The organism is Pantoea sp. CFCC18179 (assembly GCF_059412405.1).
Genome location: NZ_JBNBPM010000008.1, coordinates 173,426 through 197,777 on the forward strand (window position 1 = coordinate 173,426; position 24,352 = coordinate 197,777).

The following is a 24,352-nucleotide window of genomic DNA, read 5'->3' on the forward strand; positions in this document are numbered from 1 at the left end:
GCGAAAAAAAAGGCCGGATTCGCATCCGGCCTTTTTCATATTTGCAACACGCTTAGTGAACCGTGCCTTCCGTTTTACGTTTTTCCGCACTCAGGAAGTGGTAAGTCAGCTGGTTTTTATCTTTATCCAGCGCGACCGATACTGAACCACCATCCACCAATGAACCAAACAGCAGCTCATTCGCCAACGGTTTCTTCAGATTTTCCTGCACGGCACGTGCCATCGGACGCGCACCCATCGCTTTATCGTAGCCTTTGTCGGCCAGCCAATCGCGTGCGTCATCGCTCACTTCCAGTGAAACGCCCTTCGCATCCAGCTGTGCCTGCAACTCAACAATAAATTTGTCCACAACCTGATGAATCACTTCCTGCGACAGGTGGCGGAACCAAATAATGTTGTCGAGACGGTTACGGAATTCTGGCGTAAAGATCTTCTTGATCTCTTCCATGGCGTCGGTGCTGTTGTCCTGATGAATCAGGCCGATCGACTTACGTTCGGTTTCACGCACACCGGCATTGGTGGTCATCACCAATACCACGTTGCGGAAGTCAGCTTTGCGCCCGTTGTTATCGGTCAGCATACCGTTGTCCATTACTTGCAACAGCAAGTTAAAGACATCCGGGTGCGCTTTCTCGATTTCATCCAGCAGCACCACCGCGTGCGGATGCTTGATTACCGCATCGGTCAGCAAACCGCCCTGATCGAAGCCGACGTAGCCCGGAGGTGCACCAATTAAACGGCTGACGGTGTGACGCTCCATGTATTCGGACATATCGAAGCGCAGCAGTTCGATGCCCAACGCTTTCGCCAACTGCACCGTGACTTCGGTTTTACCGACGCCGGTTGGGCCAGCAAACAGGAATGAACCGACCGGTTTACGATCTTGTCCCAGACCCGCGCGGCTCATCTTGATAGCTTCTGTCAAGGCTTCAATCGCATTGTCCTGACCAAACACCAACATTTTCAGGCGGTCGCCAAGGTTCTTCAGCGTATCGCGATCGGTCGCTGAAACGCTCTGCTCTGGAATACGCGCAATGCGCGCCACCACCGTTTCGATATCCGATACGTTGACAGTTTTCTTACGCTTGCTGACCGGCACCAAACGCGCACGCGCACCGGCTTCGTCAATCACGTCAATGGCTTTATCAGGCAAATGACGATCGTTGATGTATTTCACCGCCAGCTCAACCGCTGCACGCACCGCTTTGGCGGTGTAACGCACATCATGGTGCGCTTCGTACTTAGGTTTCAGACCGTTAAGGATCTGCACTGTCTCTTCCACGGAAGGCTCGGTAATATCGATCTTCTGGAAACGGCGCGCCAGCGCACGATCTTTCTCAAAGATATTGCTGAATTCCTGATAGGTGGTGGAACCCATCACGCGGATTTTTCCGCTGGAGAGCAATGGCTTGATCAGGTTTGCCGCATCCACCTGGCCGCCTGATGCTGCACCAGCGCCGATGATGGTATGGATTTCATCAATGAACAGAATACTGTTGCTATCCTGCTCCAGCTGTTTTAGCAGCGCTTTGAAACGTTTTTCGAAATCGCCACGGTATTTGGTACCCGCCAGCAGCGAACCGATATCGAGAGAGTAAATGGTGCACTCTTTCATCACTTCCGGCACGTCGCCCTGCACAATGCGCCAGGCGAGACCTTCCGCAATCGCAGTTTTACCCACGCCGGATTCACCCACCAGCAGCGGGTTATTTTTACGACGACGGCATAATACCTGAACGGCACGCTCCAGCTCTTTATCGCGGCCGATCAGCGGATCGATTCCGCCGACTCGAGCAAGCTGATTAAGATTGGTGGTGAAGTTTTCCATACGATCCTCCCCGCCTGCTTGCTCTTCGTTAACCGGATTTTCCGCGTTGTTTTGCGGCTGGCCGGGTTCGTCTTTACGCGTACCATGGGAGATGAAGTTCACCACATCGAGGCGGCTTACTTCGTGTTTGCGCAGCAGGTAAGCCGCTTGCGACTCCTGCTCGCTGAAGATAGCGACCAGCACGTTCGCGCCCGCAACTTCGCTGCGACCGGAAGACTGGACATGGAATACGGCACGTTGCAGCACGCGCTGGAAGCTGAGCGTCGGTTGGGTATCGCGCTCCTCTTCGCTGGCTGGCAACACCGGCGTGGTTTGTTCGATGAAGGCTTCGAGTTCCTGACGCAGAGCCACGATATCCACCGAACAGGCTTCCAGTGCCTCTCTGGCCGACGGGTTACTGAGCAGTGCTAGCAACAGATGCTCGACGGTCATAAACTCATGACGGTGCTCGCGCGCTCTGGCGAAAGCCATGTTTAAACTGAGTTCCAGTTCTTGATTGAGCATTTGGCACCTCCCCCAATTATCGCTCTGACAACCTATCTCCTATATGGAGACGGCTTCAGGCTTTTTCTAGCGTACACAGCAAAGGATGTTCATTATCTCGAGCATAATTGTTCACTTGGGCTACTTTGGTTTCAGCCACTTCTGCAGTGAATACACCACAGATAGCTTTTCCATGGTAGTGAACTTTCAACATCAACTGCGTTGCACGTTCAATATCATAAGAAAAGAACTTTTGCAGAACGTCAATAACAAATTCCATAGGTGTATAATCGTCATTATTCAAAATGACTTTATACATTGAAGGCGGCTTTAACCCTTCGCGTACTTTATCTTCGGCTAGATGTTCGAAATTAAGCCAGTCGTTTGTGTTTGCCATAATGTTCCGTCGAAATTCTGCGTTACGGTTGTGCACATTTCTGCGCCCATTCCTAAAAGTTTAACATGCCTGTCAAGCGGGTTTTTCGTTGATAAAAACTGGCCCTAAAAGCACATGCGCGACCTGTATCACAAAATTTGCAATAGCGTTAACTGCCTCAAATTTTGATGAATTTCTCCCCGTCCGCCAGGGCCGTTTGCTTGACGATAAGGTCCGTTTCTCTACATTCTACTAACACAAGCTGATTGAGTTTTAAACAAACTCGACTCACAGCTTCAATGACCTCACCTACTTATCAAAATGTCTTGCGAGGGAAGTAAAAGCATGGAGACGGGTACAGTAAAATGGTTCAACAACGCCAAAGGCTTCGGGTTTATCTGTCCGATCAGCGGCGGCGACGATATCTTCGCACACTACTCCACGATTCAGATGGAGGGATACAGAACGCTGAAAGCTGGCCAGCAGGTTCAGTTCGATGTCCATGAAGGACCAAAAGGCAATCATGCGAGCTTGATCGTGCCTTGTGAAGCCACGCAAGTCGCGTGACGCGCCTGCCACTTCACTTATTCTGACCACTCCCGAAAAAAAATGCCAGCCGCAGACGCTGGCATTTTTATTTTGCGAATTTTACCTGCGTTTCAATCCGCCCGGCCCCGCGCCAGCCACATTACCCGCGCAAACAGTTCATCCAGCAATGGCGGAATCGCTTCCGGCCCACGCTCTGCCGCCGCCATCGCGATAGCAATCGCCAATTCAGGTTTCGAGCTGTGATGAATCGCTTGAGTAATAATACGCCGTGCATTCACAGGCGCGTTTAACGGCTGGTGCGCCACCTGATGATAAACCTCGCTAAAACCGTGTTTATAGAGGAAATGTTCGATGTCCGGTGCCGGGAATTGCGTAAGGTGGTCAGCTTCGTGTGCGTGTTCAGGCAATTGGCTACGCGCGGTGGCGGCATATTTGCTGCCCGCTTGATCGCCATCAGTCAGCACATGCCAGGCGATGCCCATGCGGCGAGCAAACTTCAGTAGCGGTTTTAGGCCAGATTGCGCAAACTCGATCACTTTCACGCCTTCCGCGGCAAAATGATAACCACGCTGGCGCGCCAGCTCATTGATAATCCACACCTCGGTTTCGCCTTCCACCAACAGCCAGCAGCGCGCGAACAATGCCGAAGGACGATTCACCCGGATGTGAAAACCGATACGCCGACTCTCTTCAGCACTCAATCCCTCTGGCCCGATGCGCCAGGCCGCCACACGTTCAGGTTCACGCACCAAACGGCAGATGTTTTCCAGCGGCACTTGCGAAAGCAGTTCCCCGGAATTGGTGGTGGCGATTTTTTGCAGCGGCATCAGTTCGAGTAAATTCCACGCCACTGACAACATAATCGGATGCAGGCGCGTTTCGGGATCTTCCACCAGCAGCAGCGGTTGCGCGCCCGCAGGCAACGGTTCATTGCCATGTGCCTGAATCAGTAATGAGAACATCCGTAGCAAGATTACCTGGCGACTACGCGATTCGGTGCCAGCAATCAAATGGTTGAGCTTATCCAGCGAACGCCAGCCCTCGCTGCTATCGCGCACTTGTGGCGCAACGCGCGCCGCACTACTGCCAGATTGCTGTACCAGAAAATAGTGTTCCAGCAATTGCTGCATGGTATGCAATCCCTGACGCAGCAAATCGTCACTCAAGGTTTGCGGTCGCACCACCAAATCGCGCGTCAACTTTTCCACTTCCTGCGCTAACGCGGTCAAGGTAGAGGCGCGACGATCGGCATCCTCTTCCGCATGGCGAGCACGTCGACCAAAACGCGCATCGCGCAATCGCAGCACCGGATAATAAGCACGCAAGTGCGCCAATGCCGCTTCAGTGCCCTCCATTGGCAGCACATCGCCTTGTGCATCAATAAAGCGCCAGCTGGTTTTAACGCCACGATCCTGACGTTTGGCACGCGTACTGAAACGGATGAAACGGCCATTCTCATCGTGCTGCCAGAACGGTTGAAACAACGCATGTTGCTCATCATTCTGTGCACGAAAGCAGAAGATGATTTGCAAATGGCGCATGCGTGCATCGACATCGCCGGGCGGGAAATGAAAGTCGTGTTCGGTAAATTGATAAGGTTCAGCGGCAGGCGCCAATAACAGCGTTAAGGCATCCAGCAAGCTTGATTTACCCCACGCATTTTCACCAATCAACAGATTAGTGGCGGTTAACGGCAATGACAGCCGATTGATGCCGCGGAAACCATGAATATCGATATGTTCCAGAATCATCATACAATCCATCCAGTGCTTTGCCTGAGCATGGTTCGCCGCGTTGCGTTGGTCAAGTCAGCAACAGGGGAAAAGGTTTACACTTCAACTGTTTTTCGCTAGCGTGGCTGCCCTTTTGCCACGGATGGAATGCCGCCATGTACGGATTGATCATCATCTTATTGCCGTTAATTCTGGGTTATCTGTTGCCATTACGCAGCGCGGGCCTGCTACGGCTGGTTGCACGCACACTCAGCGCGCTGGTGTATATCATTCTGTTCTTTATGGGCACCAGCCTGGCGTTTCTCGATAATCTCAGTAGCAATTTGCTCGCCATCTTCCATATCGCGCTGGTCAGCATGCTGTGCATTCTCGCCTGCTCGCTGCTGGCGTTTTGGCTGCTGGAGAAGCGCATGCCGTGGCACCACGCGCACAAAGCGCAAGCGTTGCCGTCGCGTCTGCACATGGCGCTGGAATCGCTCAAGCTGTGCGGTTCAGTGTTAGCGGGCTTTTTGCTGGGATTAAGCCAATGGGCGCCGCTGCGTCACGCTTCTACTATCAGCGAATACGCTTTGATGCTGATGCTGTTACTGGTCGGTATTCAGTTACGCAGCAGCGGCATGACGTTGCGTCAAATCACCATTAATCGCCGCGGCATGTTGGTGGCGCTGGTGTCGCTATGCAGCGCATTAATCGGCGGCGTATTAGCGGCGCTGTGGCTTGATCTGCCGATCAAAACCGGATTAGCCCTCGCCAGCGGTTTCGGCTGGTATTCGCTTTCGGGCATTTTAATGAGTGAATCGTTCGGCCCGGTGATTGGCAGCGCGGCATTCTTTAACGATCTGCTGCGTGAACTGATTACCATCATGCTGATCCCGCTGCTGATTACTCGCCAGCGCAGCATGACATTGGGCCTAAGCGGCGCAACGTCGATGGATTTCACCTTGCCGATTTTGCAGCGCACCGGCGGCATGGAGATCGTCCCGGCGGCGATTGTGCACGGTTTTATTATGAGCCTCTTGGCACCGATTCTTATCGCCCTGTTCTCGGCCTAGCGCATTTTTTCACGGCTGCCCGCCAGCGCTATCGTCTACGCTTTCTGACTGACACGTTTCCGCCATCGGCATGGATGGCTCGACACCAGAAAGGAGCAAACGATGAAGCAAACTGTGGCAGCGATGCTGGCTAAAACCCTTGAAAACGCCGGTGTAAAACGCATTTGGGGCGTCACCGGCGATTCTCTTAACGGATTGAGCGACAGCCTGAATCGCATGGGCACCATTGAATGGATGCCGACTCGACATGAAGAAGTGGCGGCCTTTGCGGCGGGCGCAGAAGCGCAAATCAGCGGTGAACTGGCGGTGTGCGCCGGTTCCTGCGGTCCGGGCAACCTGCATTTAATCAATGGCTTGTTTGATTGCCATCGCAACCACGTTCCGGTGCTGGCGATTGCCGCGCACATCCCTTCCAGTGAAATTGGCAGCGGCTACTTCCAGGAAACCCATCCGCAAGAGTTATTCCGCGAATGCAGCCACTATTGCGAGCTGGTCTCCAATCCCGAACAGCTGCCACAGGTGCTAGGCATTGCGATGCGCAAAGCGATTCTCAATCGCGGCGTGTCGGTGATTGTGATTCCTGGCGATGTGGCGCTGCAACCGGCACCGGAAACGGCACGCAGCGAGTGGTATCCGCCGCAATTGCCGCATGTGGTGCCTGCCGCGAATGAAGTGGCGCGATTAGCCGAAACGCTGAATGCAGCCGAAAACATTACGTTGCTGTGCGGCAGCGGTTGTGCCGGAGCGCACGCCGAAGTGGTCAAACTGGCGGAAACATTAAAAGCGCCAGTGGTGCATGCGATGCGCGGTAAAGAGCACATTGAATACGATAATCCTTATGACGTCGGCATGACGGGATTGATTGGCTTCTCATCCGGTTTCCACGCCATGATGAATGCCGACACCTTAGTGCTGCTCGGCACGCAATTTCCTTATCGCGCCTTTTATCCGGCCGATGCCAAAATCATTCAGATCGATATCAATCCGGGCAGTTTAGGTGCGCACAGCCACGTGGACATGGCGCTGGTGGGTGATATCAAAACGACTTTGCATGCGCTACAGCCACAGCTCACCAGCAAAACCGATCGTCAGCATCTGGACAAAGCGCTGGAACATTATGTTGATGCGCGCAAAGGGCTGGATGACTTAGCCACCGCCAACGATAAGCTGCCGATTCACCCGCAATATCTGGCGCAACAAATCAGCGCCTACGCCGCAGAAGATGCCATTTTCACCTGCGACGTCGGCACACCCACCGTGTGGGCGGCACGTTACCTGAAAATGAATGGCAAACGCCGTCTGATCGGTTCGTTTAATCACGGCTCGATGGCCAACGCCATGCCACAAGCATTGGGCGCGCAAGCGCTGGATAAGCAGCGTCAGGTGGTCGCGTTATGCGGCGATGGCGGCTTTAGCATGTTAATGGGTGATTTCATCTCAGTGGCGCAGCTGAAGCTGCCGGTGAAACTGGTGATTTTCAACAACAGCGTGCTGGGCTTTGTGGCGATGGAGATGAAAGCTGGCGGTTATCTGACGGACGGCACCGATCTGGAAAACCCGGATTTCGCCGCCATCGCCGCGGCCTGCGGTATCAAAGGCATTCGCGTAGAGAAAGCCTCTGAACTTAATGGCGCGTTACAGGAAGCCTTTGCCCACGATGGGCCGGTGCTGCTGGATGTGATCACCGCCAAAGAAGAGTTGTCGATGCCACCGCAAATCAAAGCCGAGCAGGCCAAAGGTTTCAGCCTGTACATGATGCGCGCGATTCTGAATGGTCGTGGTGACGAGATCGTAGAACTGGCGAAAACTAACTGGCTGAGGTAAAACAATTCTCAGGCCAAACATCATGATAACGCGGGCGCTTTGCCCGCTTTTTTATTTCAGGAGAGCGACGTGATCGATTTACGCAGTGATACCGTAACCCGCCCAAGTGCTGCCATGTTGGATGCCATGATGGCGGCGGAAACCGGCGATGATGTCTACCGCGATGACCCCACCGTCCACGCACTGGAAGTCGAAGCTGCCCGTTTAAGTGGCAAAGCCGCTGCCCTGTTCTTCCCTACTGGCACGCAAGCCAACCTGGTGGCGCTGCTGTGCCACTGCCAGCGCGGCGATGAATATATCGTTGGTCAGCAGGCGCACAACTACAAATACGAAGCCGGCGGCGCGGCGGTACTAGGCAGCATCCAGCCCCAACCGATTTTGCATGCCGAAGATGGTTCGCTGCCGCTGGCTGATATCGTCGCAGCGATTAAACCCGATGATTTCCACTTTGCGCGCACGCGATTGTTAAGTCTGGAAAATACCCATCACGGCAAAGTATTGCCGCTTAGTTATCTCGAACAAGCGTGGAAATTAACACGCGAGCGCAAGCTGGCACTGCACATTGATGGCGCACGCATCTTCAACGCGGTGGTGGCGCAGAATGTTGAGCTGGAAGCCATTGCGCGCTATTGCGATACCTTGACGATTTGTTTGTCAAAAGGTCTGGGTACGCCGATTGGTTCGCTGCTGTGTGGCGATGAAGCCTACATTGAACAGGCGCGTCGCTGGCGCAAAATGACCGGCGGCGGCATGCGCCAGTCGGGGATTCTCGCGGCAGCAGGTTTGTATGCCCTGAAGCACAACGTGGCGCGCCTGAAAGAAGATCATGACAACGCTGCGTGGTTGGGCGAACAGCTCAGCGCGATTGGCGTTGAAGTGCTTAATCAGCACACCAACATGCTGTTTGTGAAAGTACCTGAACAGCAAGTTGAAGCGCTGAAAAGCTGGATGCAATCCGGAGATGTGCTGATCAGCGTCGGCGCGGTAACGCGTATTGTCACGCATCTGGATGTGACGCGTCAGGATTTGCAACGTTTAGTGGCGCACTGGCAGGCATTTCTTCAGCAATAAGCCGTAGGTCACCATTTATGGTGACCTACGGCTTATTGCGCCGCACCGTATTTCGCTAACAACGCGCGCGCAATCGCCAGCGTTTCCGCATCGGCAATACCGCGATAATCGCGCGCACGGAAATGCATCTGAAACGCCGCGATCAGCTTACGCTGCATCTGCGGCGTGGTTGCCGCAGCCACGTCATAGCCATAGCGTTGCAGCGCATCCAGCAATTCCGTCTGATCCACCGCTTCATTCCGCGATCGCCCGGCAAGATAACGCTGTACCGTTGCTGCGTCTGGCCACGCACCTAAACCTTGTTCCGCCAATTGCTGCCATGGAAACAGCGGACCGGGATCCTGTTTGCGCTGCGGCGCAATATCGCTATGCCCTACCACATTTTCTGGCGTGATGGCGTAACGCTGAGTGATGTCTTTAACCAGCGCCACTAAGCTACTGATTTGCGCCGGGGTAAACGGCTGCCACTGCAATCCGGTTAAGGTACGGCGATAACCGCTATTGACGATTTCGATGCCAATTGACGTGTCATTGATGCGCGTGGCACCGCGCCAAAAACTCGGCCCCGCATGCCAGGCAAGCTGCTGTTCCGGCACCAGTTGCCAAATCACGCCCTGGCCGTTTTTCTGTGGCGGCTGCTGCGGAATTAAATAATGCGCACTGACTTCACGATCGGTGAGCGTGGCCAGTGAACTTGAAAAATCTTCGGCGGTGTAATGGATCACCACCACTTTAATGCGTGGCCGCGCACCTTGTGCCGGATGCGCGGTATCAACCCAATAACCGTGACGCGCTTCGATGGATGATTGGCAAGCGCTGAGCAGCAATGCCAGCGCCAGCATAACAATGACGCGCATTAACGAATGATCACCGCAGTGCCGGTGACGCTAACCATCAACATGCTGCTGTCCTTGCCCACGGTTTCGTAGTCGATATCAATACCAACTACCGCATTGGCACCCAGCGCTTTGGCCTGCTCTTCCAGCTCTTTAAAGGCGATTTGCCGTGCTTTACGCAGCTCTTTTTCATAGGCACCGGAACGACCACCGACGATATCGCGAATGCCAGCAAAGAAGTCACGAAAGATATTGGCACCGAGAATCGCTTCACCGGCAACCACGCCGCAATATTCACTGATGCTGTGTCCTTCCAGCGTTGGGGTAGTGGAAAATCTCATCATTGTCTCCTTTTCTGAATCAGCGCGTTATAGCTCTTACCGCGTAAAAGCAAGGCTATACTCTATGCTAAAAATGGCGCTTTGCCAGTGAACAATAAGGAAATCGAGATGAGAAACAATGCCTTTGCGCTGCTAATTCCCGCTGCGTTACTGCTAAGTGCTTGTACTACCGTTGAGCCAGTGATTAAGGATAATGGCCCGCGCACCGCTGCCTGTGTAGATGGCGGCCCGGATAGCGTGGCGCAGCAGTTCTACGATTTACGCGTCAGCCAACCGACACAAGGTTTGCCCGATAGCAGCACGTTGGCGAAATATCGCCCGTACCTCAGCGATCACCTGTATCAGAAACTGTTGAGCGCCAGCAGCCAGAATCCAAAACCGGCAGCATGGAGCCAGGGCGATCTGTTCTCCAGCAATGCGCAAGGCGCAACGTCGGCGGATGTCGCTAGCGCCTCGACCATTCCTAACCGCGATGCGCGCAACATTCCGCTGCGCGTCGAATTAAGCCGCGACAACAAAAGCTGGCATGACGAAGTCCTGATGATCCACGAAGGCACCTGCTGGGTGGTGGATGATGTGCGTTACGTCGGTGATGTTCCCCATGCGGGCGGCGGTTCGCTGACCCAGTTGCTGGAAGCGAAGAAATAACCGTTCACTTTTCCAGCACTCAATCTGATTGATAAGCGCGCCGCATCTTTGCGGCGCTTTTTGTTAATTTGTCGTGAATTAATTGCGCCTCTTCAGCCCTTCCCTGCCTTGAGTTGCGCGATATTGTGCTACGCTTTAGACGTTTCACTGCTCTTTAATAAATATTAACCCACCACAATTGCATAACTATTCTGGTGACGTTAAAATCCGCGACACTAATTACTATTCATTTTTTGCGCATGAGTATTCAACTAAACGCCATAAACTGTTTTTACGGTGCCCATCAGGCACTGTTCGATATCAACCTGGCTTGTCCGCAGGGTGAAACGCTGGTGTTGCTCGGCCCAAGTGGCGCGGGTAAAAGTTCGCTCCTGCGCGTCCTGAATCTGCTGGAGCAGCCGCGTTCCGGCAGCCTGCAAATTGCCGGTAACCAATTCGATTTCACTAAAGCGCCTTCCGACAGTGCGATTCGCGAGTTACGCCAAAACGTCGGCATGGTATTCCAGCAATATAATCTGTGGCCGCACCTTTCCGTGGTGCAAAACCTGATTGAAGCGCCGTGCCGCGTGTTAGGTCTCAGCAAAGATGCCGCGCGTGCGCGAGCCGAAAAGCTGTTGGAGCGCCTGCGTCTGACGCCATACGCCGATCGTTTCCCGCTGCATCTGTCCGGCGGTCAACAGCAGCGCGTGGCGATTGCCCGAGCGCTGATGATGGAGCCGCAGGTGCTGCTGTTTGATGAGCCGACCGCCGCGCTGGATCCGGAAATCACCGCGCAAATCGTCAGCATTATTCGTGAACTGGCACAGACCAACATCACGCAAGTGATCGTGACACACGAAGTGGAAGTGGCGCGTAAAACTGCCAGCCGCGTGGTGTACATGGAAAACGGTCATATTGTTGAGCAAGGCGATGCCAGCCACTTTACACAGCCGCAAACCCAAGCGTTTGCTAATTATCTTTCGCATTAAGTCAGGATGCTTCTAATGAAAAAAGTTGTAATTGCTGCATTACTTGCTGGTCTGAGCCTGAGCGCCTCCGCTGCGCAAACCCTGCGTTTTGCTACCGAGGCGTCTTATCCTCCGTTTGAATTTGTCGATTCCGACAACAAAATTCAGGGCTTTGATGTCGACCTCGCCAACGCGCTGTGTAAAGAGATGGATGCAACTTGCACCTTCACCAATCAGGCGTTTGACAGCCTGATCCCAAGCCTGAAATTCCGTCGCTTTGACGCGGTGATGGCCGGCATGGACATCACGCCAGATCGTGAGAAGCAAGTGCTGTTCTCCAAGCCGTACTACGACAACTCCGCCATCTTCATTGCACAGAAAGGCAAACTGGCTGACGTCGCGGCGCTGAAAGGCAAACGTGTTGGCGTGCAGAACGGCACCACGCACCAGAAATACCTGTCCGACAAACACAGCGACATCACCGTTGTGCCTTACGACAGCTATCAAAATGCGGTACTGGATCTGAAAAATGGCCGTATCGATGCGGTATTTGGTGACACCGCGGTGGTAAACGAGTGGTTGAAGCAGAACACCAACCTCGCGCCGCTGGGTGAAAAAGTCACTGATAAAGATTACTTCGGCACCGGCTTAGGCATCGCGGTTCGCCAGGGCAACACCGATCTGCAAGGCAAGTTCAACGCTGCACTTGAGAAGATCAAAGCCGATGGCACCTACAAAACCATCTACAGCAAATGGTTCCAGCAGTAATTTCTGATGAATGAAATGATTCCACTCGCAAGCGCCGCCGGGATGACCGTCGGCCTTGCCGTTTGTGCTTTGATCGCCGGCCTTGTGCTGGCGATGATTTTTGCTGGCTGGGAATCGCTGCGCTGGAAGCCGCTGGCGTGGCTCGGCACCGCTTTGGTGACCTTGATTCGTGGCCTGCCGGAAATTTTGGTGGTGCTGTTTATCTATTTCGGCGCCTCACAACTGTTGTTGACGCTCTCCGACGGTTTCCACATCAATCTCGGCTTGTTCAATATTCCGGTGCAGGTGCAGATTGAGAACTTTGATGTCAGTCCTTTCCTGTGCGGCGTGATTGCGCTGGCGATGCTCTATTCCGCCTATGCATCGCAAACGCTGCGCGGCGCGCTGAAAGCGGTGCCGGTGGGACAGTGGGAATCAGGTCAGGCGCTCGGCATGAAGAAATCGGCGATTTTCTTGCGCCTGATTATGCCGCAGATGTGGCGTCACGCCTTGCCAGGCTTGGGCAACCAATGGCTGGTGCTGCTAAAAGACACCGCGCTGGTTTCGCTGATCAGCGTGAATGATCTGATGCTGCAAACCAAAAGCATTGCCACGCGCACGCAAGAACCGTTTACCTGGTATCTGGTGGCGGCGGCGATCTACCTGATTATTACGCTGTTCAGTCAGGCAGTGCTGCGCCGCATTGAATTGCGCACCACGCGTTTTGAGCGAGGAGCCTAACGCATGCTTGATTACTTACCCGAGCTGCTTAAAGGCTTGCACACCAGCCTGACGCTGACTGTCGCCTCGTTGATTGCGGCGCTGATTTTGTCGGTGCTGTGCACTATCGTGCTAGCGCTGAAATTGCCAGTGCTGAATTGGCTGGTAAAAGGCTACATCACGCTGTTTACCGGCACGCCGCTGCTGGTGCAAATCTTTCTGATTTATTACGGTCCCGGCCAGTTCCCGAGCATCCAGAGCATTCCGTGGCTGTGGCATTTGCTGTCACAACCGTGGTTATGCGCATTGCTAGCGCTGTCCCTGAACAGCGCTGCTTACACCACGCAATTGTTCTACGGTGCGGTGCGCGCCATTCCTTCCGGTCAGTGGCAATCCTGTGCCGCACTGGGGATGAATCGCCAAGATACGCTGCGCATTCTGCTGCCGTATGCCTTTAAACGCGCCCTGTCGTCGTATTCCAACGAAGTGGTGCTGGTGTTCAAAAGTACTTCGCTGGCCTACACCATTACGCTGATGGAAGTGATGGGCCACGGGCAGTTGCTGTATGGGCGTACTTACGATATTTCAGTCTACGCGGCAGCTGGCTTAATCTATCTGGTGGTCAACGGCTTGCTGACGTTGATGATGCGTTTGGTTGAGAAGCGTGCCCTGGCGTTTGAGCGCCGTAACTGATTCCCTTCACGGGCGATGATCGTATCGCCCGTTTCATGTTTAATTTTTTAAGCAATTTTATTGCATATAAATTCATTAACTGGCATCTTGTAACCCGTTCCATCTCTGGCATGGTTTACAGGAGTGATATAATGAAAAAATGGATTGTTGCCGCTACATTGGCAACTCTGGCAATGAATGCTTATGCGGCTGAAAAAATCCGCTTCGCCTCTTCCGCAACTTACCCGCCGTTTGAATCACTCGATCACGACAATCAAATTGTCGGCTTTGATATCGACCTGGCCAAAGCGCTGTGCCAGCAGATGAAAGCGGATTGCACCTTCACTAATAACGCTTTCGATAGCCTGATCCCTTCGCTGAAATTCCGTCGCTACGACGCGGTGATTTCCGGCATGGATATCACCGCCGATCGCAGCAAGCAGGTGGATTTCACCCAGCCTTATTACGCTAACTCGGCGATTGTGATTGCACATAAAGGGAACTACAGCGACTTTAGCCAGCTCAAGGGCAAGCGCGTTGGCGTCGAGAACGGCACCACGCACCAGAAGTACCTGCTGGAGAAGCATCCAGAAGTGATCGCCGTGGCGTATGACAGCTACCAGAATGCGATTCTCGATCTGAAAAATGGTCGCCTGAACGGCGTCTTTGGTGACAGCGCGGTGGTGAATCAGTGGCTGAAGGCCAACGATGATCTCAGTGCGGTTGGCGAGCACATCACCGACACCGAATACTTCGGCACCGGATTAGGGATTGCGGTGCGTAAAGGCAATGAGCCACTGCTGAAAGAGCTCAACAGCGCATTAGAGGCGCTGAAAGCCAATGGCAGCTGGCAGCAAATCAATCAGAAGTGGTTCCCGGAATAAGCATTATGGAATGGCGTGGCGTCATGCCTGCCAGGTTCTGCACGTCCTCCGTGCAGGTTAGCGCTTCGCCGTTCCGCCCTTCCGGGTTAATAAAGTTAACACTTCAAAATGCGCGGTATGCGGGAACATGTCGAAAAGCTGCACGCGGCTGACGTCATAATCCGCCAAACGCGCAATATCCTGCGCCATGCTCGCCGGATTACAGCTTGAATAGAGAATGTAATTTGGCGCCATCTGACTGAGATAGTTACAGAGTTCAGCGCCAATCCCGCGACGCGGCGGATTTACCAGCACCAGTTGCGGCACCTGTTCACGCGAGGTGGCGAACTGGGTTGAATCCAGCGCGGCAAAACTCACTTTCTCCAGACCCAACTGCTGCGCCGACTGCTGCGCACAAGTAATCGCTTCGGCGCTGATTTCAATGCCGGTGAGCTGCATGTCTGGCGTAGCGCAGTGCAAGCCAAAACCGCCCACGCCACAAAACAGATCCCACATGCTACTGACCGGCAACTGCGCCACCCAATCACGCGCAGTGGCATAAAGGTTGGTTGCCACCTGAGGATTGGTCTGGAAGAAGCTTTGCGGACGAATATACAGCGGCACCTGATTAAAGTTCTCTGCCAGCGCTTGATCCGGCGTCAACGCGATCTCTTCATCGCCTTCTAAAATCGCCATGTGCACCGGCTGAATATTGGCGGAAATCACTTTCAACTGTGGCAACTGCTGTTGCAGCCACGGCAGTGCTGCGCGCAGTTGCTGCAACTTGGTGGTGGAACGCAATACAAAGCGCAGCATCATGCCGCCCTGCGTGCTCTCCGTCAGCAACAGAAATTTCAATTCACCGCGTTTGCGCGCCACGTTATACGGCGTTAATCCCGCGCGAGCGATAAAGGGTTTGAGCACCGCAAATACCGCGCTGAAGCTGTCGGGATACAGCGGGCACGCACACAAATCCACCGGGTCACCATCTCGCGCCACCATGCCAAAAATCGGCCGTTCCACGCTGCCACTCACCACCATCTTGGCTTTATTCCGCATGCCTTGCTGCGCAGATTCCACTGGCGGCAGCCATTGCGCGACCGGCTTTTCAGCCAGCAACTGTTCGAGCAACGATTGCTTGTCGTTGAGCTGCTGCGAATAAGGTTTTTCCAGCCACTGGCATGAGCGACAGCGACCGGCATCATAAAGCGCGCAATGCATGGAAAGGCCTGTAATCAGAATCGGGAGAAAAAATGGGGGGCGATTGTATCACCGGCGACGGAAAAAAGCGCGGCTGCTGGCGGGCACAAACAGCAGCAGCAACACCAGCACATCCGGCAATTTTTGCATCAGGGTGTGATGGATGATCTGTGCGTTACTTTCACCGGGAATGCTGAAGATTTCCGGGTAGATCCAGCCAACCGACGCCATCAGCATATAGATCAGCACAATGATTTGTGTCGCCACATAGCCCCAGCGTCCATGATTGCTGCCGCGCATCAAGGTAAAGGCGCAACGTAGTTCAAACAGGAAGATCAATTGGCTGGCGATAAATATCAGAGTGGAATCCCAGGCTTGCGCACTGCGATGGACAAAATTGGCAATTTCGTCGTAACCCAGTTCGTTCGCCAGCATCAACACGCTAAGGCAGCGCGTCACAATAATGGCGCTGCCCGCCACCATCACAGGAACGGGCGCGGCATTAAGTAATGAACTGTTTTTCAAGGTTTCCGACATGGTTTAACTCCGTAACCATAATAAAACGGGCTGATAAAACCAGCCCGTTCTTATATTGGCAAATGCTACGGCGTTTATCCACGTTGCGCTTTCTGAATATCGCGCAAACGCTGCTTCTCTTCGTGTGCCATAAACCGCCAGGCGATAAAGCCGACCAATCCCACCACAAAAAGAATCAGCGAGGCTAAGGCGTTGATCTCTGGGTTTACACCACGACGCACGGTAGCAAAAATCGCCATTGGCAAGGTGGTCGCGCCCGGACCGGTGACAAAGCTGGCAATCACCAAATCGTCGAGCGACAAGGTAAACGCCAACAGCCAGCCGGTAACAATCGCTGGCGCAATCATTGGCACGGTGATGACGAAGAACACTTTTACCGGCGTTGCGCCCAAATCCATCGCCGCCTCTTCAATCGAACGATCTAATTCACGCAAGCGCGAATTGATCACCACGGCGACATAGGCGGTACAGAACGTCACGTGCGCCAGCCAGATGGTGAGCATACCGCGATCGCTGGGCCAGCCGAGCGTGTTGCCCATCGCGACAAACAGCAGCAGCAACGACAGGCCGGTGATCACATCAGGCATTACCAGTGGCGCGGTCAGCATAAAAGCAAAGCCGTTGTGCCCACGGAAGCGGCCAAAACGCACGATCACCACCGCTGCCATAGTGCCGAGCACCACCGCCATAGTCGCCGACAGCGCCGCAATGGTCAGGCTCAGCCCAACCGCATCCAGCATCGCACTGTCCTGGAACAGTACTTTATACCAATGGAACGAGAAGCTCTCCCACACCGTCACCAGCTGAGAACTGTTGAAGGAGTAAACCACCAGCAGCAGCATTGGCGCGTAAAGGAACATAAAGCACAGCACCAAAATCGCGGTGCGCCACGGAGAGCGAATGGTCGGTAACTGGCTCATTCCTTCTCCCCCAATTCACGGTTTTGATGTTTGTGGAACCAGATAATCGGCAGAATCAGAATCAGCAAAATGATCACCGCCAGCGCGGATGCCACCGGCCAATCGCGGTTATTAAAGAACTCTTGCCACAAAATACGCCCAATCATAATGCTGTCTGGGCCGCCCAGTAGTTCCGGGATGACGTATTCGCCCACCGCCGGGATAAATACCAGCATCGAACCGGCGATAATGCCGCCTTTAGTCAACGGCACGATTACGCTGAAGAAGGTCTTCAATGGACGCGCGCCAAGATCTAGCGACGCTTCAACCAGCGAATAATCAATACGCGTCAACGCGGTATAAATCGGTAGCACCATAAACGGCAGATAGCAGTAAACGATGCCGATATATACCGCCGTGTTGGTGTAGAGAATTACCAGCGGATGATCGATCACGCCCAACCACATGAGGAAACGGTTGAGAATACCGTTGTTATTGAGCAATCCCATCCACGCGTAAACACGCACCAGAAACGAGGTCCACGACGGCAAAATCACCAGCAGCAGTAAAATGGTGCGCATCGATGGCTTGCTATGTGCCACTGCCCACGCCAGCGGATAACCGATCAGCAAGCAGATGATGGTGGAAATAGCCGCCACTTTCAGCGACGTCAGATACGCATCAACGTAGAGCGGATCGTCGGTCAACGTCAGATAGTTACCAAGATTGAGCACCAAATTGAGCTGATCGTCGGCCCAGGTCACTAAATCGGTATACGGCGGAATCGCACGCGCAATATCAGCAAAACTGATCTTCAGTACAATCAGGAACGGCAGCAGGAACAGCAGGATCAGCCACAAATAGGGCAAGGCGATCACTAACTTGCGCCCGTGCTGCATTTTGATGCGCGTGCCCCAGCGTTGCAGCGGCGTGCCAACTAATTCCGGCTCGCTGCGTTGAGAAATCTGGCTCATATCGCCCCCTTAAACCGTCAGAACCACACAGCTGTCGGCATCCCAACACAGACGCACTTCGTCGCCCCAGGTTGGCGCGCCTTTGCGGTAGCGATGGGCATTTTGCAACTGCGCACTGATCATCTGCCCGCTGCGCAGGCGCACGTGGTAGATCGACAGGTCGCCAAGATAGGCAATGTGCACCACTTCCCCGACGGCGAAGTTGCAGCCATCTTCCGGCACTTCTTCGCACAGCATCACTTTTTCTGGACGCAGCGCCACGTGCACCGGCACGTTATCCACCACCGAGACATCGGTTTGTACTTTCAGTGGATGCACCAAGCCCGGCGCATCGATAATCAACGCATCTTCGCCACGCTCACGCAGCAAACCTTCAAACACATTGACGGAGCCGATAAACTCAGCGCTGTAGCGGCTGGTTGGGTGCTCATAAATCTCTTCTGGTTCACCAATCTGCACGAATTTTCCGCGGTTCATGATGGCGATACGCCCCGCCATGGTCATCGCTTCTTCCTGATCGTGCGTTACCATCACACAGGTGGCGCCAACGCGCTCCAGAATATCAACCACTTCATGTTGCATGCGATCGCGCAGCTTTTTGTCCAGCGCGCCCATCGGTTCGTCCAGTAACAACAGCTTGGGCCGTTTTGCCAGGCTACGCGCCAGCGCCACACGCTGACGTTGACCGCCAGAGAGTTGATGCGGCTTACGCTTGGCAAACTCCTGCATATGCACCAGCGACAGCATCTCTTCGACGCGGCTGCTGATTTCGCCTTTCGGCAGTTTGTCCTGCTTCAAGCCAAACGCGATATTTTGCTCCACCGTCATGTGCGGGAACAGCGCGTAAGACTGGAACATCATGTTGATGGGACGTTGGTACGGCGGCACGTGCGAGAGATCCTGACCATCCAGCACAATCTGGCCGCTGGTTGGCGGTTCAAAGCCCGCTAACATGCGCAACAACGTAGATTTGCCACAGCCAGATGCGCCAAGTAGCGCAAAAATCTCGCCTTTGTAAATAGTCAGACTGACATCGTCCACGGCGTGTTGACCATCAAAAGATTTGGTCAGATTGCGAATTTCCAGCAGCGGCGTCATCGCCTTAGCCGTTTTATTTGGGGGGCGGGGAATCGCGTCGTTCACTAACATTTCTCCGGCGCTAATCGCGCGGCACAGCCGCTAAAAATGGCACAACAGAGGCCATCACCGCGCCTCTGTTGTCTTCTTCAGGGTGTAATTCGTTCAGAACGAGTTACTTACCACTTTTTACTTTAGTCCATGCACGCGTGCGCACACGATCCAGTTTCGGATCCTGGACCTTGAGCACAAACAGTTTGGCCATCACATCCGCCGGCGGGAAGATGTTTGGATTGTTGCGCACATCGGCATTGATCAGCGGCAGTGACGCTTTGTTGCCGTTGGCGTAGTTCATGTTGTTAGAGACATCGGCGATCACTTTTGGATCCATGATGTAGTTCAGCCACTGATAAGCGCCTTCGACGTTTTTAGCATCATGTGGGATTGCCATCATGTCGAAGAACGCCAGTGCGCCTTGCTTCGGCACGGTGTAACCCAAGTGCACGCCGTTATTGGCTTTCTCTGCACGATCTTTCGCTTGCAGGATATCGCCCGACCAGCCAATCGCCACGCAGATGTTGCCGTTCGCCAGGTCGTTAATGTACTGCGACGAGTGGAAGTAACGGATGTTTGGACGCAGTTTCAGCAGTAAATCGGTGGCCGCGCCAGAGTAATCTTTCGCATCGGAGCTGTTCGGATCTTTGCCGAGGTAGTTCAGCACGGTGGCGAAGATCTCTTCCGGCGCATCAAGGAAGGAAACACCGCAGCTTTTCAGTTTTTCCAGGTTCTCTGGTTTCAGCACCAGATCCCAGCTATCCAGCGGCGCATCTTTGCCTAAAACCGCTTTCACTTTATCAACGTTGTAACCAATGCCGGTGGTGCCCCACAGGTAAGGAATCGCGTATTTGTTACCCGGATCGTGTTGCGCCACTTTCGCCATCAGATCGGGGTCGAGGTTTTTGTAGTTCGGCAGCTTGCTCTTATCGAGCTCCTGGAACACGCCTGATTGCAGCTGGCGCGCAAGGAAGCTGGACGACGGCACAACCACGTCGTAGCCAGTGCTGCCCGCCATCAATTTGCCTTCCAACACTTCGTTGGAATCAAAGACGTCATAAACCACTTTATCGCCGGTCTGCTTTTCGAAGTTCGGCACGGTATCAGCCGCGATATAATCGGACCAGTTATACACATGCACGGTACTACCTTCGGCTTGCGCACCACCGGCCGCAGCCATCAGTGCACCAGCAACCACACCTGACAACCATTTTTTACGTTGGTTGAACATGTTTTACTTCCTCCTGAGCGGGTCATCACAACGCTGCATACACGGCGATCCGAACGTTGCGTTTTCTGTTAAATCACAGGCACACAATGAATCAATATTCAGCGGGAGTTTAATAGCAAAAACCTATACCTGCGCTGAGGTTGCACGTCTCAAGCAGCCCCGCAAGAATAGCCCCCCTGCTCCACCTGCACCAGATCCCAGCTTAAAAAACGCCTTTTCGCGATAAGTTATGCATGTTTCTGCTATGGGGTTTGGCATTAGTGGCATAAAGCACGACTAATATCTGGCAATAAAGGGCAAAATGCAGAATAAAAAATGGCGGGGCTAAAATGAAAACTGCCGCAAAAAGCGGCAGTTAGCGAGGCGGGAACTCAGTGCAGCATCGCATGGCTGCTGGAGCTGGGCTGTCGCTCCTCTTCTTCTTCCACCATCAACAAATGATTGGCGAAGGCTTCCATAATCACCATCGAAACGCCCTCTTCACTTTGCTTCATAAAGTGAGAGAACTGACCAAAGGTTAATCCGGCGGTGGTACTGATCGACTGGCAAACAATCAGCTTCGGCAGATTGTCGTCCTGAATATCAATAAAGGCTTTCACCGTCAGCGAACTGGCATTGATTTGTGACAAATCGCCGACTAACGGGATCAGCGCCGTAGGTTTTACTTCAGCCAGCGCGGAGAAGAGGATGACGTTATCCACCAGGTCAATTTTTGCATCAAACACCCCGTCAAAATTCTGCATATGCGGCAGGTGCAACGCCTGACAGGCATCGCATTCAAACCAGGTGATATTTTGTTGATCCAGCCAACGACGCAGCACGTCAATGTCCGGAACGACCAGTGAATCCATCGTAATATCCTGTGGGGTGAAGAAATGAGCGCCTTAGCTTACGGAAAAACCGCATTGGATGCCACGAAAACCGCTGAAAAGCGCGCTTAGCCGCCGGTTTTCGGACGATAGCCGGGGCAGGCGTGCTGCTCAATCCATTCGATCATCATGGTGGCGATATCCAAACCGGTTTCGCGCTCAATGCCTTCCAGGCCGGGCGAGGCATTCACTTCCATCACCAACGGCCCGCGATGCGCACGGAGAATATCCACGCCGGCGACTTCAAGACCCAAGGTGCTGGCGGCTTTCACCGCGATTTCACGCTCTTTTTCCGTGATTTCCACCGCGCGCGCTTTGCCACCCCGATGCAGGTTTGAACGGAAATCGCCCTCTTTGGCTTCACGCTCAATCGCCGCCACCACTTTGTCGCCAATCACCAGGCAACGAATATCGCGGCCTTGCGCTTCCTTGATAAATTCCTGCACCAGAATATGTGCATTAAGACCGCGGAACGCATCGATCACGCTCTCGGCTGCCTGGCGCGTTTCCGCCAGCACCACGCCAATCCCCTGCGTACCTTCCACCAGCTTCACCACCAGCGGCGCGCCGCCAACCATGGCAATCAAATCATCGGTATCATCCGGCGAAGAGGCGAAACCGGTGATCGGCATATCGATGCCTTCTCGCGCTAAAAGCTGCAACGAACGCAGCTTGTCACGCGCACGGGTGATCGCCACCGATTCATTGAGTGGATAACTGCCACGCACCTCAAACTGACGCAGAACCGCGGTGCCGTAAAAAGTGGTGGCGGTGCCGATGCGCGGAATCACCGCATCAAAATGGCCAAGCGCCTCGCCGCGATAATGCACCGCTGGCGAGTCAGAATTGATGTTCATGTAGCAGGAGAGCGGATCGATGATTTGCACCTGATGACCACGCTCTTCCGCGGCGTCGCGCAGACGTTTACACGAAAAAATCGATCCGTCGCGGGTGAGAATGGCCATTTTCATTGCAAAGTTCCTTGTGCTTAGCGCGTGGCCCAACCTTGCTGATGCAGGTAATCCAAAATAAAGGGACGCGTTTCTTTAATGATCAGACGCTGAATCAACTGGCTCCAGGTTTCGGAACGCTGGTTGCTATCACGTTGCTGATAATAGGCAGTAATTTGCTCATCGTACTGCGCCAGCACGCTTTTATCGATGGGTTGATAGCAATTTTCATGCACCAACATCGCCTGCGGCATGCGCGGTTTGACGTCCGGGTTATCCGCCGGGTGACCGATGCAGAAACCAAACAGCGGTAGCACAAATTTCGGCAGCTCCAACAGTTCGGTGACTTGCGCGATGCTGTTACGAATCCCGCCAATAAACACGCCGCCAAGCCCCAACGATTCGGCTGCCACCATGGCATTTTGCGCCATCAAGGCGGTATCAACACAGCCGAGCAACAGTTGCTCCGCACGACCTAACTGCGCATCTGGGCAAATTTGCTGATGACGATTGAAATCCGCGCAAAACACCCAAAATTCTGCCGCCGCGCTGACCCAAGGTTGTCCGCCGGTCAGCTGCACCAGTTGCTCACGTTTTTCCCGATCGGTGATGCGAATAATAGAAGAGCACTGCAAAAAACTGGAGGTGGAAGCCGCTTGTGCCGCTGCAATAATGGCGCTGCGTTGCGCCTCATCAATGCCTTGTTCAGTAAAGGCGCGAATGGAACGGTGGCTGCACAGTAAATCAATAGTCGGCGTCATAATCCTCTCCGGTGGTTACTTCTTTTTATTGGATTGATTGAACAATTGTGGGGCCATCGCCTTGGCGGTTCGCCACATCATCATCCACGCGGCTGGCAGCATCAGCGCAATACCGAGAAAAAACAGCAGCGTGGCCAGCGGTTTTTTGCTGATGAAATCGGGCGCGCTCATCCAGTCATTGACCAGTAATAACGCGCCAATCACGGCAAGCACGCCGAGTGCCTCGAGTAGCAACACTGGTTTGGGCAATGTGGCGAGATTACGCATGCGATGTTTCCTTGAGCATTCAATCAGTTTTAGCGTCTGCATAGACAGCGCGTATCAGAATAACAGTTAACTTCTTCTTTCTTTAAGCAGGATGGGCGGGCAATATGTGACGCATTATTCACGCTGTGATGTGAGTTTAGTCACAAAACAGCAGCGGAAGGAGAGAAGCAATGATTGCAGTGATTTTTGGCCGTTCAAGCTGCCCTTACTGCGTACGTGCAAAAGAGTTGGCTACCAAGTTGACCAGCGAGCGCGACGATTTTAATTATCAGTACGTGGATATTCAGGCCACCGGCATTACCAAAGCCGATCTGGAAGCGCGTGCCGGCAAGCCGGTCAGCACCGTACCGCAGATTTTCCTCGACGATCAGCATATCGGTGGCTATACCGAATTCGCTGCCTGGACGAAAGAAAATCTCGGTATTCAAGCGTAAAAAAACGGGCCTGCGGGCCCGTTTTTGTTGCGGCTAATCGGCTCGCATCGCCAGCATTATTCGTAACAAGCGCACCAGCAACGCGCCACATCCCGCCCAGAACAACGCGCTCAAACTCCAGGCCACAATCAGCAAACCGCTATGCGTCACTGGCACCGCTAACATTAACCACAGCATACCCAGCAACGTGCCCGCTAAAGCCACCCACAACGTCCCGACTAACGGACTTTCCGGCTGCATCAACGCCATTAATATTCCTGGCAATACAAACAGCAGTAATTCAGGTTGCCCGCGAACGGTTTGTTCGCTGGCGGCGGCCCAGAAATGATGTGCATAAATAAACACCAGCGTATAAAGCATCACGCCCAAAATCGATGCTGCCCAGCGGTTATTGCGCTGCAACATAATT

The 24,352-nt window shown here is 53.7% G+C and carries 27 protein-coding genes; 11 read left to right on the top strand and 16 right to left on the bottom strand.

All coding sequences use genetic code 11. The features are described from left to right. Positions 1 to 52: 52 nt before the first annotated feature. Positions 53 to 2,332, bottom strand: coding sequence for an ATP-dependent Clp protease ATP-binding subunit ClpA (clpA, locus tag ACPUC7_RS16425; protein ID WP_343554879.1), 2,280 nt, complete (start codon positions 2,330 to 2,332; stop codon positions 53 to 55). Between the two features lie 55 nt (positions 2,333 to 2,387). Continuing rightward, positions 2,388 to 2,708: an ATP-dependent Clp protease adapter ClpS gene (gene clpS, locus ACPUC7_RS16430; protein ID WP_007887621.1), complete on the bottom strand. Its 321-nt coding sequence runs from the start codon at positions 2,706 to 2,708 to the stop codon at positions 2,388 to 2,390. A gap of 324 nt (positions 2,709 to 3,032) precedes the next feature. Between clpS and cspD the strand changes: the two genes are divergently transcribed. Next, a complete protein-coding gene (gene cspD / locus ACPUC7_RS16435; RefSeq protein ID WP_343551402.1) occupies positions 3,033 to 3,254 on the top strand; it encodes a cold shock-like protein CspD in 222 nt (73 codons plus the stop codon). Positions 3,255 to 3,346: 92 nt separating this feature from the next. Here cspD and ACPUC7_RS16440 read toward each other — a convergent pair whose 3' ends face one another. After that, positions 3,347 to 4,987, bottom strand: a complete 1,641-nt coding sequence (locus ACPUC7_RS16440) for a DUF2813 domain-containing protein (protein WP_494923762.1) — start codon at positions 4,985 to 4,987, stop codon at positions 3,347 to 3,349. Between the two features lie 137 nt (positions 4,988 to 5,124). Here ACPUC7_RS16440 and ACPUC7_RS16445 point away from each other — a divergent pair, with 137 nt between their 5' ends. From ACPUC7_RS16445 to ltaE, 3 genes are all read left to right on the top strand, one after another. Then, on the top strand, positions 5,125 to 6,021 hold the full coding sequence (locus ACPUC7_RS16445; RefSeq protein ID WP_494923712.1) for a LysO family transporter: 897 nt from the start codon (positions 5,125 to 5,127) through the stop codon (positions 6,019 to 6,021). 102 nt (positions 6,022 to 6,123) lie between these two features. After that, the gene (gene poxB / locus ACPUC7_RS16450; protein WP_494923713.1) at positions 6,124 to 7,845 is read left to right on the top strand and encodes a ubiquinone-dependent pyruvate dehydrogenase; all 1,722 of its coding nucleotides are present in this window, start codon (positions 6,124 to 6,126) and stop codon (positions 7,843 to 7,845) included. Between the two features lie 69 nt (positions 7,846 to 7,914). Further along, positions 7,915 to 8,916, top strand: a complete 1,002-nt coding sequence (ltaE, locus tag ACPUC7_RS16455) for a low-specificity L-threonine aldolase (RefSeq protein WP_494923714.1) — start codon at positions 7,915 to 7,917, stop codon at positions 8,914 to 8,916. 32 nt (positions 8,917 to 8,948) lie between these two features. Here ltaE and ACPUC7_RS16460 read toward each other — a convergent pair whose 3' ends face one another. Next, positions 8,949 to 9,773: an N-acetylmuramoyl-L-alanine amidase gene (locus ACPUC7_RS16460; RefSeq protein ID WP_494923715.1), complete on the bottom strand. Its 825-nt coding sequence runs from the start codon at positions 9,771 to 9,773 to the stop codon at positions 8,949 to 8,951. Continuing rightward, positions 9,773 to 10,093, bottom strand: coding sequence for a heavy metal-binding domain-containing protein (locus ACPUC7_RS16465; RefSeq protein WP_494923763.1), 321 nt, complete (start codon positions 10,091 to 10,093; stop codon positions 9,773 to 9,775). Before ACPUC7_RS16465 ends, ACPUC7_RS16460 begins: the two co-directional genes overlap by 1 nt. Positions 10,094 to 10,201: 108 nt before the next feature. On the opposite strand from ACPUC7_RS16465, the gene ACPUC7_RS16470 reads away from it, so the two are divergent. The 6 genes from ACPUC7_RS16470 (at position 10,202) to artJ (ACPUC7_RS16495) (ending at position 14,711) form a co-directional block, all read left to right on the top strand. After that, a complete protein-coding gene (locus ACPUC7_RS16470; protein ID WP_494923716.1) occupies positions 10,202 to 10,741 on the top strand; it encodes a lipoprotein in 540 nt (179 codons plus the stop codon). 239 nt (positions 10,742 to 10,980) lie between these two features. Next, positions 10,981 to 11,709 carry an arginine ABC transporter ATP-binding protein ArtP gene (artP, locus tag ACPUC7_RS16475; RefSeq protein WP_494923717.1) on the top strand — a complete coding sequence of 243 codons (729 nt, stop codon included), beginning with the start codon at positions 10,981 to 10,983 and terminating at the stop codon, positions 11,707 to 11,709. A 15-nt stretch (positions 11,710 to 11,724) separates the two neighbouring features. Next, positions 11,725 to 12,456 (top strand): arginine ABC transporter substrate-binding protein, encoded by a 732-nt coding sequence (artJ, locus tag ACPUC7_RS16480; protein WP_343551410.1) that lies wholly within the window; start codon positions 11,725 to 11,727, stop codon positions 12,454 to 12,456. Positions 12,457 to 12,462: 6 nt separating this feature from the next. Then, complete coding sequence (gene artQ, locus ACPUC7_RS16485; protein WP_343551411.1) at positions 12,463 to 13,176, top strand: arginine ABC transporter permease ArtQ; 714 nt, start codon at positions 12,463 to 12,465, stop codon at positions 13,174 to 13,176. A gap of 3 nt (positions 13,177 to 13,179) precedes the next feature. After that, positions 13,180 to 13,848 carry an arginine ABC transporter permease ArtM gene (gene artM, locus ACPUC7_RS16490; RefSeq protein WP_494923718.1) on the top strand — a complete coding sequence of 223 codons (669 nt, stop codon included), beginning with the start codon at positions 13,180 to 13,182 and terminating at the stop codon, positions 13,846 to 13,848. A gap of 131 nt (positions 13,849 to 13,979) precedes the next feature. Continuing rightward, positions 13,980 to 14,711, top strand: a complete 732-nt coding sequence (gene artJ / locus ACPUC7_RS16495; RefSeq protein WP_494923719.1) for an arginine ABC transporter substrate-binding protein — start codon at positions 13,980 to 13,982, stop codon at positions 14,709 to 14,711. A gap of 57 nt (positions 14,712 to 14,768) precedes the next feature. Here artJ (ACPUC7_RS16495) and rlmC read toward each other — a convergent pair whose 3' ends face one another. The 10 genes from rlmC to ACPUC7_RS16545 all read right to left on the bottom strand — a co-directional run bounded on the left by rlmC (position 14,769) and on the right by ACPUC7_RS16545 (position 23,509). Continuing rightward, on the bottom strand, positions 14,769 to 15,911 hold the full coding sequence (rlmC, locus tag ACPUC7_RS16500) for a 23S rRNA (uracil(747)-C(5))-methyltransferase RlmC (RefSeq protein WP_494923720.1): 1,143 nt from the start codon (positions 15,909 to 15,911) through the stop codon (positions 14,769 to 14,771). Between the two features lie 48 nt (positions 15,912 to 15,959). After that, entirely contained in the window at positions 15,960 to 16,427 is a 468-nt protein-coding gene (locus ACPUC7_RS16505; RefSeq protein ID WP_494923721.1) for a YbjO family protein, read from the bottom strand. 74 nt (positions 16,428 to 16,501) lie between these two features. Next, a complete protein-coding gene (gene potI / locus ACPUC7_RS16510; protein ID WP_343551416.1) occupies positions 16,502 to 17,347 on the bottom strand; it encodes a putrescine ABC transporter permease PotI in 846 nt (281 codons plus the stop codon). Continuing rightward, complete coding sequence (gene potH / locus ACPUC7_RS16515) at positions 17,344 to 18,300, bottom strand: putrescine ABC transporter permease PotH (RefSeq protein ID WP_343551417.1); 957 nt, start codon at positions 18,298 to 18,300, stop codon at positions 17,344 to 17,346. Before potH ends, potI begins: the two co-directional genes overlap by 4 nt. Positions 18,301 to 18,309: 9 nt before the next feature. Further along, positions 18,310 to 19,443 carry a putrescine ABC transporter ATP-binding subunit PotG gene (potG, locus tag ACPUC7_RS16520; RefSeq protein WP_343551572.1) on the bottom strand — a complete coding sequence of 378 codons (1,134 nt, stop codon included), beginning with the start codon at positions 19,441 to 19,443 and terminating at the stop codon, positions 18,310 to 18,312. Between the two features lie 109 nt (positions 19,444 to 19,552). Then, positions 19,553 to 20,662 (bottom strand): spermidine/putrescine ABC transporter substrate-binding protein PotF, encoded by a 1,110-nt coding sequence (gene potF / locus ACPUC7_RS16525; RefSeq protein WP_343551418.1) that lies wholly within the window; start codon positions 20,660 to 20,662, stop codon positions 19,553 to 19,555. Positions 20,663 to 21,033: 371 nt separating this feature from the next. Then, positions 21,034 to 21,513 carry a YbjN domain-containing protein gene (locus ACPUC7_RS16530; protein ID WP_494923722.1) on the bottom strand — a complete coding sequence of 160 codons (480 nt, stop codon included), beginning with the start codon at positions 21,511 to 21,513 and terminating at the stop codon, positions 21,034 to 21,036. Between the two features lie 86 nt (positions 21,514 to 21,599). Then, the gene (rimK, locus tag ACPUC7_RS16535; protein WP_343551420.1) at positions 21,600 to 22,502 is read right to left on the bottom strand and encodes a 30S ribosomal protein S6--L-glutamate ligase; all 903 of its coding nucleotides are present in this window, start codon (positions 22,500 to 22,502) and stop codon (positions 21,600 to 21,602) included. A 17-nt stretch (positions 22,503 to 22,519) separates the two neighbouring features. Further along, entirely contained in the window at positions 22,520 to 23,242 is a 723-nt protein-coding gene (gene nfsA, locus ACPUC7_RS16540; RefSeq protein ID WP_494923723.1) for an oxygen-insensitive NADPH nitroreductase, read from the bottom strand. A 15-nt stretch (positions 23,243 to 23,257) separates the two neighbouring features. Further along, entirely contained in the window at positions 23,258 to 23,509 is a 252-nt protein-coding gene (locus ACPUC7_RS16545) for a DUF1418 family protein (RefSeq protein WP_494923724.1), read from the bottom strand. Between the two features lie 170 nt (positions 23,510 to 23,679). Here ACPUC7_RS16545 and ACPUC7_RS16550 point away from each other — a divergent pair, with 170 nt between their 5' ends. Further along, the gene (locus tag ACPUC7_RS16550) at positions 23,680 to 23,943 is read left to right on the top strand and encodes a GrxA family glutaredoxin (RefSeq protein WP_494923725.1); all 264 of its coding nucleotides are present in this window, start codon (positions 23,680 to 23,682) and stop codon (positions 23,941 to 23,943) included. A 33-nt stretch (positions 23,944 to 23,976) separates the two neighbouring features. Here the strand turns inward: ACPUC7_RS16550 and ybjM are convergent, their stop codons facing one another. Continuing rightward, positions 23,977 to 24,348, bottom strand: coding sequence for an inner membrane protein YbjM (gene ybjM / locus ACPUC7_RS16555; RefSeq protein ID WP_494923726.1), 372 nt, complete (start codon positions 24,346 to 24,348; stop codon positions 23,977 to 23,979). Positions 24,349 to 24,352 lie beyond the last annotated feature (4 nt).